Here is a 12,342-nt window from a genome sequence, read left to right as displayed (position 1 = left end):
GCGCTAGCAATGAAAGTATTACAATTCATTCCACATTGCGGCACCCGGTGCCCATACTTCCACTTTATTTTTCTCTAAATTACAACGAAAGTTAATATCACCACGTTGAGCCGGTTTTATGTGATCGACAAATACCCAGCCTCGGTTACTTTCAGATTGATTTTCAACATCATTCGCAATAATGGTTTCAGCAGTGTATTGCGTTTTATTCGTTACCAAAATTTGGCACTGCTCGATATCATTGGTAGAAGGTGGAGTAAAAGGAGTTGCTGTCATATCACAGCCAGAAAGCAGTAGAGCAAGCAGTAAGATTTTAGTTTTCATCGTAGACTATTCATAGCATCAAAATGTGTCACTAATTGCAGGCGAAAAATGAATATCAACGAAATGCCATTAGCGAAGTTGCGCGGAATTGTATAGATAAAAAAACAAATTGGTAGTGTTAATTAACCTCTATCATCATTCTTTTGAAGAAACTCACTCTCATGAAGCACTAAGTTAACTCTTTTTAAGAATAATACTTAGCTAATACACATGATAATTTAACATTGCTGAGATTAATTATCGACGCTATACCCTATTAATTAGAAATAACAGCAGCGATAAAGCGATGAGCTGTTACCAAAAAATTCGAAATCATCCAACCTAATGTCATGTCCTGTCTGTTTCGAAAAATGCCAACCTAACGAAATATGCTTCTTACTTAACGACATTAAATCAACTGACTAACAAATCTTGCACCTTACCAGTACACATGTCGTAGATTATCTTAGTGGGTGAGAATGGCGAAAGAAATGATGATGTTGGCGCTCAAACGAAAATGGGCAAAGCTTCATCATGCTACTTTTTGCTCTATCTTTAATAAACACAGAAAGTAAAAAAATGAAAAAATACTGGACGCCACTAACACTCGTTTGTGCACTACTCGTGCTAACTTCTGGTTCTCTCCTATTTTTAGATATTAATTCGAAGAACATTATTCTTATGCATGAGTGGATTGGCATCTTAATGGTCATAGCTGTTCTTGGGCACGCTTTCTTATATAAGAACTCAATTATCAAGCACTTATCACGTAAGAATAACCTTGTCATGATGGCGGCTATTTTGTTACTGGGTATCGCAATGATCCAAAGTGATAAAGAAGTCGAACAGTCTAACAATGTCTCTGTCGCTTTGTTTGACTCTATCGATAATGCTCCAATTACGTTGATGTCAGAGCTTACTCATCAACCCATTAATCACTTAATAGATAAAATAAAATTGGCTGGTTTTACGATTGATAGTCCTAAACAATCCATTGTACAAATAGCACAATTAAATCATCAGCAACCTGAAGACATCATTTCTGCTATTTATAAAAAGTAACTAATAATGCCCTGTTTATCAGGGCTTAAATCAAAGCCAATACTTAACGTCACTATGTTATTGAAGATTTAGAGTCACTATTTATATCATCGATAAAACGATGAAATGTTGCCAAGAAAAAATCCAAATCATTAGAAATAATATCATGTCCTGTTGCTGAAAATGCCAACCTAACACACCCTTCTTTTTCTGCTTCTTGCTTAGCTACATCAACAATCAACTGACTAACGAACTCTGCGCCATCGCCTAAATCGGTATTATAAAAATTAAGTACAGGCTTTTGATGATAAGAAAAATCCGTAAATTCTAACTTAGTTACCTCCAACAGCTCAGCGTCAACAACGGGATTTATTGGCTTTAAAAGAGAAAGTTCTTGCTGAACAAATTGCTTGATATCTTTTGGAAGGCGCGCTTCAATTTTTTCAAAAAGATAACTAATTGGCGAATCAACAGCCACCAAGGCTTTAACTAAATGAGGGTATTTATAGTTAAAATATCGACCGTAAAGTCCACCCAAGGATGGACCAAGCAAAATGGCGTTTTTGATATCTAACTCTATAAGTAAACTATGCAACTCCTGAGATACAACCTCTGGTGTCCTTACCTTTGTATTGAGTGGACTTCTGCCATAACCACCTCGATTAAATAAAAGTACACTGTAACGCTTTGCTAACTCGTCTTGTAACCATCGGTTATCTTCAATGGTAACGTTAGCTCCCGTATTGATCACGACACAATCTTTAGCACTGTGATGCTTTATATAGCGATACTCAATACCTGTAGTACTTATCATCATCTCACCTCATTTCTTTACCTTGTAAAACTATTGATGAAACGATTAGTTATAGCAAAATTAAACACAGAGGATGTGAATTGAGAGGAAGGTAAATAAGGGGCATTACATTTTAATACATACTTTTGTGCGCATCTTTTATAAAAAACCACAGGCACTTTTCATGAACCTGTGGTTTTAAATGTTTACTGAACCGCAATTACTATTGCTGTTGTTGAAGTTGCTCAGTTAACCAATTTAACCACGCATCGATTCCTTCACCCGTTTTAGCTGAAAGTTTGATGACTTGAATGTTGGGATTCACTTTACGCGCATTAGCAATACAATCTTCAATGTTGATATCAACATACGGTAATAAGTCGACCTTATTAATCAGCATTAAGTCAGCAGCAGCAAACATATTAGGGTATTTAAGCGGCTTATCTTCCCCTTCAGTGACAGACAAAATCGCGACTTTGCAAGCTTCACCTAAATCAAAACTCGCTGGGCATACCAAGTTACCGACGTTTTCGATAAATAAAAAGCCTGACTCATTGATTGCTAATTGATGATAAGCATCGTGCACCATTTGTGCGTCTAAATGGCAGCCTTTTCCTGTATTAACTTGAATAGCAGGCACTTGGGTAGCACGAATACGATCCGCATCGTTAGAGGTTTGCTGATCCCCTTCAATCACCGCACATGGATACTGCTGTTTTAGCTGCATCAGGGTTTCAGTAAGCAAGGTAGTTTTACCAGAGCCAGGGCTTGATACTAGATTAAGCACAAGCTGTTTATTGGCTTTGAAATGCTCGCGGTTATGTTCAGCCAGTTTATTGTTATTACCTAGAATATCCATCTCTAAGGTCAGAAGTTGACGTTGAGAAACCCCAGCGACATGCACTTCAGCTTCGCCTTTACCGTAGTGTAAATCACCTTTATCTAAGGTTTCAGGCTGATGATGGTCATGGCTATCATGAGTGTGGTTGTGGTGTCCGTGCGATACATGCTCATGATGAGAATGTTGATGGTGTGGGTGGCTGTGTTCATGGTGCGATGTTGCGGGTAAGGTGTAATGCACATGATGGTGAACATCACCTTGATGATAATAGTGATGATGGATCACAACAGGCTGTTCATTACTCGCTTTATGAACATTAGAGTGCGCATGATCATGATGATGGTTATTGTGATGGTGATCATTGTTATGACTATGCTCATGATGATCGTGGTGGTGAGAACCATGATGATGGTGATCGACATCTTCTACATGGCTATCTCCGCAGCCGCATACATTACACATTACTCTACCTCAATATTTTTAATCATTAATTCGTCACCAGTTTCAACTTTAAGCTGATAACCTTGGCAATGAGGGCAGCAGACACCACGCTCATCCATTTCGATATAGCGCTGACACTCCATACACCAAACTTGAGCTTGTACAGACTCAATGGCTAACTTCGCGCCTTCTGCAATCGTTCCTCGTGTTGCAAATTCAAATCCTGTTGCCAATGCATGGGGCTCTATACACGATAATGTCCCAATCGATAATGTCACTCGAGTTACACGATGAAAGCCTTGCTTTTTCGCCTGTTCAACCACGGTATCTACCGTATTCATACTCAGTGATAATTCATGCATGACGAGATCTCTTCATTCTTATTTTTGATGTATGGCAAACCACAACTGACCTGCTGAAATAGATGCATCATTAGCAGGGAGTGATTCACCACAAAAAAGGGATAAACTGTGCGCGCTGGCTTTTTCAAACACTTCATCAACTAATACACGGTTTTGGAATACCCCACCGCCTAAAACAATCGGTAATGGCTTATACGTTTGTCCTATGGTGACGATGACGTTCGCAATGGCACTAATAAAACTGTGCGCCAAACAATTTCGCCATGCTGGGCGATAATCATCGGCAACTAAACTTAACAGTGGTAATGCATATTCCAAAAGTGGTTGCCAATCAATCACGCCATTAGCATCAACAGCAAAAGAAATAGGTTGATGGCATCGATCTTTCATTGCCGCTTGTTCGAGTTTCAACCCGCACTCACCTTCATAATCAACGCGATCAACTAAACCTAACAAACTTGCCCACGCATCAATTAAACGTCCCATCGATGAGGTATAAGGCGATTGACTACCTGTTAGCCATAATTGGTATAAATTATTGAAATAAATATCACTCCACGCTTTAAAGGCTGATAACTGCATCGCTTTAATCGCATCGACTGAGTAACATTCCAATAAAAGGGCAAACAACAAACGAGCTGGCTCTTTTATCGCTTTTTCGCCTCCAATTAAGCGAAATTGACGTAAATGTCCGACACGTTGATAATTTTGTGGCGTAGAAAGTAAGACTTCACCGCCCCACACGCTGTGATCGTCACCCCACCCAGTCCCATCAAAGGTAAAACCTAAAACCTGCTCCGTTAAATTATGCTCAGCCATCACAGCTAATACATGAGCATGATGGTGCTGCACCTTTAAAAGTGGCGCGGCTAAATTGGCTTTGGCTTGGTATTTTTCAGCAAATTGAGAGGAATGATAGTTAGGGTGTTTATCACACACCACTTGCTGTGGCTTAACATTATAAAGCGTCGTTAAATGGTTAACCGTTTCTTGATAACGTAACTCGGTATCGAGATCGTCTAAATCACCAATATAAGGGGATATTAGCCATTGCTGAGGTAATGCTAACCCTATGGTTGATTTTTGCTCAGCACCTAAAGCAACGGTGATATTACCTGTACTTTGTTCACTACCTGTACCGAAATGACTCACAGGCGCATAGCCTCTTGCCATACGTAGCACACGGATCTTTCCACCAGCATAATGTACCAAGCTATCATCGCACGCACTCACAATCGGACGATTATGATCTAAAACACCACTGATTTTCCCTGAAAATTGAGTACAGACTTGAGCTAACTCAGTGGCAATAGGCATACCTGATAAGTTCGCACTGGTCATAACAAGTGCACTTGTCGCACCTATTGCTTGTAATTCATCAAACAACAAATAATGCAATGGCGTATACGGCAGCATGATTCCAAGATACGGTACATTCGGAGCAACATTTTCAGCTAATACACCATCTGTTCGTGTCACTTCTTCAGCCACAATATCTAACCGCTTATTCATAAGAACAATCGGTCTCGCTTGCGCTGCTAATGCTCTCCATTCCGCATCACAGCCTGCAACGAATTGTTGAGCAATGTCATCACTTGCCGCCATGATGGCTAACGGTTTTGACTGCCGATGCTTAAGCTTACGTAAACTCGCCACTGCTTGTGCGTTAGTGGCATCACACACTAAATGAAAACCACCGATGCCTTTAACTGCAACAATTTCGCCGTCTTTAATCTGTTGCGCAAGCTGCTCAATCGCTGTTTGTTTGATTGCAACAAGTGGTAATTCTGCGCTCGATTTCACTCGCTGCTGTGCATCATAAAGCGTTACCCAGGGGCCGCAGCAGTCACAACTAATGGGCTGAGCATGATAACGACGATCGACTGGATTTTGATATGCCTCGGCACAATCAGAACACAACGAAAAATCCTGCATACTGGTTGCTGCACGATCATAAGGTAGCGCTTTTATAATGCTGTAACGTGGACCGCAATGGGTACAGTTGGTAAATGGGTATTGGAAGTATCGAGAATCTGGATTGGAAATATCCCGCTTACAAGCATCACAAAGCCCTTGATCTGGTGAAATAGATACCGTTGTGCTGTCACCGCACTGACTTTGCTCTATATCAAAAGTATTCGGCTTTTCCAATTCAGACCATAGCGATAAAGTGCGAATTGCCACATCATCAATGCGACTTAAAGGAGGCGCTTGGTCAATTAACTGCGAAGTGAAAATAGCTAATGTATCAAGAGAGCCTTGCACATCAATTTTCACCCCTTCTGAATCATTGATCACCGAACCAACTAGCGCATGTTGTGTCGCTAGTTGGTAGACAAAGGGGCGGAAACCGACCCCCTGTACAATGCCGGTAATATGAATATATTGTCGTGCAATGTTGTCTGTCACGCTAACTGCCCTGAATTAAGACAGCATTAAGATGCCACCAAATGCCGCCATAACGACACCTAGGACATTAGTAACACGGCGATTAGCAGCTGAAGACGCGATAGCTTTACCTAATACCACACCACACGCGTGTAGAATTGCCGTTGCGAGTACGAAACCGATAAAGAACTCAACAGCCGTAGCGCCTAAAGGCATTTCCATACCGTGAGCCATACCGTGGAATAATGCAAATGCCATTACTGCACCTGTCGCTACTTTTGCAGAGATACGACCACCCGCTAATAGCATGCCACCCATTGCAATCACAGACACTGCAATAGCTAGCTCAACACCTGGGATCACAACACCTGATACACCTAATGCAGCACCTACAATCATGATTGAGATGAAAGCAAGAGGTAAACGTGAAATCGCTTTACCCCCCATCATTGCTGCTAATAGACCCACACCCACCATAACACTTAGGTGATCCATGCCAGTAAATGGGTGAACAAAACCACTCATGAACGCAGAAGCGTGAGGACCAATGTGACCAGGGTGTGCTAAAGCAAGAGGAGAAAAAGAAGTAGTTAGCAAGCCCAACATTAGATGTTTCATTTTCATATTAATATCTTCTTAATAAAAGTAACCGGAAATCCGGAGGGTTATAAAACACTTCACGCGATAACTAAGCGTAAAGTACGATGAAAGCACGAGATCAAATCATGCCAAAAATACGTTCTGGGTGAGCATAAGCATCGGCTCGACCACGGCGACAATGCCCTAATAACGTCATATTTAAACGATCCGCTAAATCGACAGCCATTTTTGTTGCAGAAGATACGGCAAGTAACACTTCAACACCGGCTGAGGCCGCCTTTTGTACCATTTCAAAACTAGCGCGACTGGTGACTAACACAGCACCGCCAGATAAACGCTGTTGATGGATATAACCAATTAATTTATCTAACGCGATGTGGCGACCAACATCTTCAAATGTTGCGATTAATTGCCCATTGGCATCGATGTATGCCGCCGCGTGTGCTGCACCTGTGAGTTGATTAAGTGCTTGGTGTTGAAGTAATTGCTGTAACGCTTGTTCTAAATGACTTAAATCAAACTCAACTGTCATCGGCAATGGCATTAGCATCCGACATACGGTTTCCAATTTTTCTTCACCACAAATACCACAGCCCGTTAAACCCGCTAATGAACGACGTTTCTGCTTTAAACGCTCAGCACAACGATTTGCAACTGTAATATCAAGATTGATCCCATTATCATGATGGGTAATCAGTATATCGTGAATATCACGGTGATGATCGATAATTCCCTCAGACAATGAAAAGCCTATCGCAAACGGCTCTAAATCATGAGGAGTACACATCATCACGGTGTACGCAACGCCATTAAACGCAAGAGCAACAGGCGTTTCTTCAATAATGAAATCCATCTCTCTAAAATCGCTTTCTCCTTTGCGATAGCGAATGATCGGACGCTGACAAGCATCACTAACGGCATCGGTTGATTGCACCTCAAGAGTGGTCAAAATAGTGATCCTATAATTAAATAAAAATGTAGGCTGGTATAAAACGCATCAGATACCACCTCGAAAATCTTGGCTCTTAATCCCCATTTTCTGCATTCGAGATAACAAGGTTGTCCGTTTCAGTCCTAATTGGCTTGCCGCACCATTCGGCCCTGCGACCACACCATGACAAGCCTTTAATGCTTTAATCACGTCTGCTTTACTAATAATGGGTTTAACTACGTCACCTTTCACTGTTGATTCTGGCGTATTGATAACACCAGTAGCTTCAGGGGTAACCAATCCGACAGAAGGCGCATTCTCGGTTGGTACACAGGCAGAATGAGACGCTGTTTTTAGCTCATGAACAGGAACATTAAGCACATTACCACGCGTTAAAATCACAGAGCGTTCAACAAAGTTACGCAATTCACGAACGTTGCCCGGCCATGGAAATGCGCTCATAACCGCTAAATCTTCTGCTGCAATTACGGTGATCGTTTTGGCCATTTTTTGGGCTAATTCACGGGTAAAATGTTTAACCAATAATGGGATATCTTCGGCACGTTCACGTAATGGCGGTATTTGGATAGGAAAAACATTCAAACGGTAATAAAGATCATTACGAAATTTCTTTTCTTCTACACGGCGTAATAAATCAACATTCGTGGCGACAACAATTCGCACATCAACACTGATTAATGCGTTCTTACCCACACGTTCTATTTCATTTTCTTGTAATGCACGTAATAATTTAGGCTGAAGCTCTAACGGCATATCACCAATTTCATCTAAAAATAACGTACCTTTATGCGCTTGCTCAAAACGACCAACACGCTGGCTAATCGCGCCAGTAAAGGCGCCACGTTCATGACCAAACAATTCACTTTCAAATAAACCAGCAGGAATGGCGGCACAATTCATCTTCACCATATCCGTTTTGCTGCGTAGGCTTAACTTATGAATAGCACGAGCAATTAATTCTTTTCCCGTCCCCGACTCGCCTAAAATCAACACCGTACTGTCACAACAAGCAACAAGGGCAACTTGTTCAAGGACTTTATTCATCACTTCACTTTGACTAATAATATCGTCAAAAATAACGTGTTCACCCATCCCTTCATCGATGTTTACAAACTTTGTAATAGGTTGATTAGGAATGCTCGCTTGATGTGTTTTTATACTATGCATTGCTAACGCTACACGCGCAGCTATCTGTTTAAATAACTCAAGATCCGTATTTTGATATGGCGCTTCAATAGGCTTCATAAAACTGATATAACCCACTGCAATGCCTCTAAATATGAGTGGCATAACACAAGCGGTTTTAACACGACGAGGAAAGTACGGGCTATTATTATCAGCCTGCATTTTCTTAATATCTATCGCATTTAAAAATACAGGCTGTTTATTCTTAATTGCATTTTTAATTAGTTTATCATTGGTAAAGAAATGACATTGATAATCAATTTCATTATTAATAAAACAAGCAGAATGTTGATTGTAATGCCCATCTTGTAATTGAATAATCGATAGATCAGTCATACCAAAATGCTGATATAAAAAGCGTAATAATGAACCTATCAATTCTTTTTTTGTACTTTGACTTATAACAGTATTCGTCACATCAACCAGAACCTGAAAATTGTTTTTTTCAGTTGTTAGTTTTTCAGTAAACGTTGATGCCGTTTGGTGCTCTATAATATGTTCAATCATTGCTGAAATCATATTATTAAATAATTTGAATTGCTTCTCGCTCTCACTATCATCAGGCATAGTTAGATTAATATATTCAATCGCACCTAAAGGTTGATTACAAATAGATAGCGGTATTTTGCAATAATTAAAAACCGAGTCATACGCAGGATGACTTTCTAGCTGAGGAAAAGTTTGATATAGCGTTTCACCATCCATCTGATGGCAATAATCACGCATGGTAGCGCCATGCAATCCAATACTTGAGCCAGTGTAATCAAATTGCTGACATTGTTTATCTTGATCAAGGTAGTAAAGGCTTGGTTGACTATCAAGATCATTTTTTAAAAGTAGATTCACACGTTCAACATTGATAAATAATAGATCTTCATTGTTAAGAAAATCCATTACGCCTGAAATATCATTGATTGATAATAAGGCTTTAGAAAAAGTCATCAAATCACTTTCAAAGCGTTCCATGTTGGCATTAACTCTTGCTGATAATGTCGCTCGAATAGAGAGTAATAATTCAAGCATTTATTATACAATTCTCAACCATTTTAGTAACCAAGTATTGATATCAATCAATAAACAATAAATATAAATGCAAACTAATGATGAAAAACAGAGTAGATGCTAATTATTTGAGCGATATGAATGACTAGTAGCAATATACAGCAAAGCAATTAAATATAAGGTTTCCAAATTTAAAATATACAATATTCTATCTTGGAAACCTTATTTTCATTAATGGTTTATTTGAATAATAAAATAAACAAATACACTCATTTTTTGTTATTAAGCATTAACAACATGGCTCTTCAAGCGTGCTTTCAAATTACTGTACTCTGTTTGTACGTAATTTTCTGCCCATGACTGATCTTCAATATTTTCTACCTTAACGGCACAATATTTAAATTCAGGTGTGCTTGAAATTGGATCCACATGCTCAATGGTTAATTCATTACATGCACCAATCCACCATTGGTAAGTCATGTATACCACGCCCTTATTTACACGCTCATTATAGTTTGCACGTGAAATAACTTTACCGCGACGTGATGAAACCCAAACCAATTGTTGATCGTCAATACCTAACTGACGTGCATCATCCGGGTGCATCTGCACATAACCCGGTTCATCTTCCAATGTCTGTAATGCAGAACAGTTACCCGTCATTGAACGACAAGAGTAATGGCCTACTTCACGCACAGTAGATAATACTAACGGGTATTGGGCATCTGGTTGTTCTAATGGCGCACGCCATTCCGCAGCAATGAACTGACCTTTACCTGATGGTGTACTGAATTTATTACCTTCAAACAAGAAAGGTGTACCCGGATGATCCTCAGTTGGACATGGCCACTGTACAGATTTTAACCCTTCCATCTTCTCGTACGTTACACCTGTATATAGTGGTGCAAGGTGACGCATCTCATCCCAAATTTCTTGGGTATTTTGATAAGACATTGGGTAACCCATACGGGTTGCTAATAAACTGAAAATTTCCCAGTCAGGTTTCACGTCTCCCGGTGGTGTAATCGCTTTATAGAAGCGTTGGAAACCACGGTCGGCGCTACTGTATACACCTTCATGCTCACCCCAGCTTGTCGCAGGGAAAATCACATCAGCAAATTCTGCTGTTTGTGTCATGAAGATATCTTGAACAATCACCAATTCCATCTTACGCATGGTTTCACGCATCGCTGCAAGATCGGCTTCAGTTTGTGCTGGATCTTCACCGAAAACATAAAATGCTTTACAGATCCCTTCCTCAACTTTGTGACCAATTTCTGTTAAGCGGTAACCCGGCTTACCAGATAATTGTACACCCCAAGCCGCTTCAAATTTTGCACGAATGTCGGCATCTTCTACTGACTGATAACCTGGGAACTGGTGTGGCAACATACCCATATCACAGGTACCTTGTACGTTGTTTTGTCCACGAACAGGACCACAACCTACACCTTCACGACCAAAGTTACCGGTTAATAATGCAAGACCGGCTAAACCACGCACAACATCAACAGCTTGTCCGTATTGGGTAACACCCATACCCCAAAGGATCATCGCTTCAGGTGCTGCCGCATAAGTACGTGCCGCTAAACGAATATCTTCCGCTTTTAAGCCTGTTGTTGTTTCAACACTTTCAGGTGTATAACGAGATACAAGCTCACGGAACGCATCAAAGCCTTCAGTGTTATTTGCAACGTACTCTTTGTCGTATAAGTTTTCTTCAATAATGACATTCGCTAACGCATTAACCAGTGCCATGTTTGAACCGTTCTTCAACGCTAACCATTGATCAGCGACACGTGCAGATTCGATCTTACGTGGGTCGCAAACAATGATCTTCGCACCATTAGCGCGAGCCTTAAGAATGTGCCTTGCTACAACTGGGTGAGAATCAGCCGCGTTGTAACCGAATATGAGTAAACATTTTGTTTTTTGAATTTCGGGAATGGCGTTACTCATTGCGCCATTACCTACTGTTGTCTCCAGACCGGAGACTGATGGAGCGTGTCACACCCTGGCGCAGTGATCGACGTTATTCGTCCCTATCACCGCACGTGCGAGCTTCTGCATCACATAGTTAGCTTCGTTACCTGGACCGCGCGCAGAACCCGTTGTCATGATCGCGTCAGGGCCATATTGCTTCTTGATTGCCATTAGCTTTTCGCCGGCAAAATCAATAGCTTCTTCCCATGAAACCGCTTCTAACGCGGCATCGCGTGTACGGCGGATCATCGGTTGCTTCAAGCGTGGAGTTAATAAATTGGTGTCGTTAAGGAAATCCCAGCCATAGTAACCTTTTAAACACAGTTGACCTTCGTTGGTACGGCCATCTGCAGGCTCTGCTGCAATTACTTTGTTATTTTCGACAACCAATTTTAGTTTGCACCCAGTACCACAGTAGGGACAAACAACAATTGATTTTTTCATACTAACC

General features: G+C 40.7%; 10 protein-coding genes. 1 reads left to right on the top strand and 9 read right to left on the bottom strand.

Annotated elements, in window-relative coordinates; genetic code table 11:
* Positions 1-18: 18 nt before the first annotated feature.
* The gene (locus C9J41_RS06155) at positions 19-324 is read right to left on the bottom strand and encodes a hypothetical protein (protein ID WP_107294347.1); all 306 of its coding nucleotides are present in this window, start codon (positions 322-324) and stop codon (positions 19-21) included.
* A gap of 558 nt (positions 325-882) precedes the next feature.
* On the opposite strand from C9J41_RS06155, the gene C9J41_RS06150 reads away from it, so the two are divergent.
* Positions 883-1,365 carry a hypothetical protein gene (locus C9J41_RS06150; protein WP_233220391.1) on the top strand — a complete coding sequence of 161 codons (483 nt, stop codon included), beginning with the start codon at positions 883-885 and terminating at the stop codon, positions 1,363-1,365.
* A gap of 52 nt (positions 1,366-1,417) precedes the next feature.
* On the opposite strand, the gene C9J41_RS06145 is transcribed toward C9J41_RS06150, so the two are convergent.
* From C9J41_RS06145 to fdhF, 8 genes are all read right to left on the bottom strand, one after another.
* Entirely contained in the window at positions 1,418-2,161 is a 744-nt protein-coding gene (locus C9J41_RS06145; protein WP_107294345.1) for an alpha/beta fold hydrolase, read from the bottom strand.
* Between the two features lie 199 nt (positions 2,162-2,360).
* Positions 2,361-3,440, bottom strand: a complete 1,080-nt coding sequence (gene hypB / locus C9J41_RS06140) for a hydrogenase nickel incorporation protein HypB (protein ID WP_107294344.1) — start codon at positions 3,438-3,440, stop codon at positions 2,361-2,363.
* Complete coding sequence (gene hypA, locus C9J41_RS06135; RefSeq protein ID WP_045128683.1) at positions 3,440-3,781, bottom strand: hydrogenase maturation nickel metallochaperone HypA; 342 nt, start codon at positions 3,779-3,781, stop codon at positions 3,440-3,442. The genes hypB and hypA overlap by 1 nt, the downstream gene beginning before the upstream one ends.
* A gap of 18 nt (positions 3,782-3,799) precedes the next feature.
* Positions 3,800-6,190: a carbamoyltransferase HypF gene (gene hypF, locus C9J41_RS06130; RefSeq protein ID WP_107294343.1), complete on the bottom strand. Its 2,391-nt coding sequence runs from the start codon at positions 6,188-6,190 to the stop codon at positions 3,800-3,802.
* A 15-nt stretch (positions 6,191-6,205) separates the two neighbouring features.
* Positions 6,206-6,793, bottom strand: coding sequence for a HupE/UreJ family protein (locus C9J41_RS06125; RefSeq protein WP_107246235.1), 588 nt, complete (start codon positions 6,791-6,793; stop codon positions 6,206-6,208).
* A 94-nt stretch (positions 6,794-6,887) separates the two neighbouring features.
* A complete protein-coding gene (fdhD, locus tag C9J41_RS06120) occupies positions 6,888-7,718 on the bottom strand; it encodes a formate dehydrogenase accessory sulfurtransferase FdhD (protein ID WP_107292866.1) in 831 nt (276 codons plus the stop codon).
* Positions 7,719-7,766: 48 nt separating this feature from the next.
* On the bottom strand, positions 7,767-9,929 hold the full coding sequence (locus tag C9J41_RS06115) for a sigma 54-interacting transcriptional regulator (RefSeq protein ID WP_107294342.1): 2,163 nt from the start codon (positions 9,927-9,929) through the stop codon (positions 7,767-7,769).
* A gap of 261 nt (positions 9,930-10,190) precedes the next feature.
* A complete protein-coding gene (gene fdhF, locus C9J41_RS06110; protein ID WP_107294341.1) occupies positions 10,191-12,335 on the bottom strand; it encodes a formate dehydrogenase subunit alpha in 2,145 nt (714 codons plus the stop codon).
* Between the last annotated feature and the right edge of the window lie 7 nt (positions 12,336-12,342).

Source organism: Photobacterium sp. GB-50 (genome assembly GCF_003026755.1).
Lineage (GTDB): Bacteria > Pseudomonadota > Gammaproteobacteria > Enterobacterales > Vibrionaceae > Photobacterium.
The sequence above is the reverse complement of the archived record's forward strand: the minus strand, read 5'-3'. Positions and strand labels throughout refer to the sequence as shown.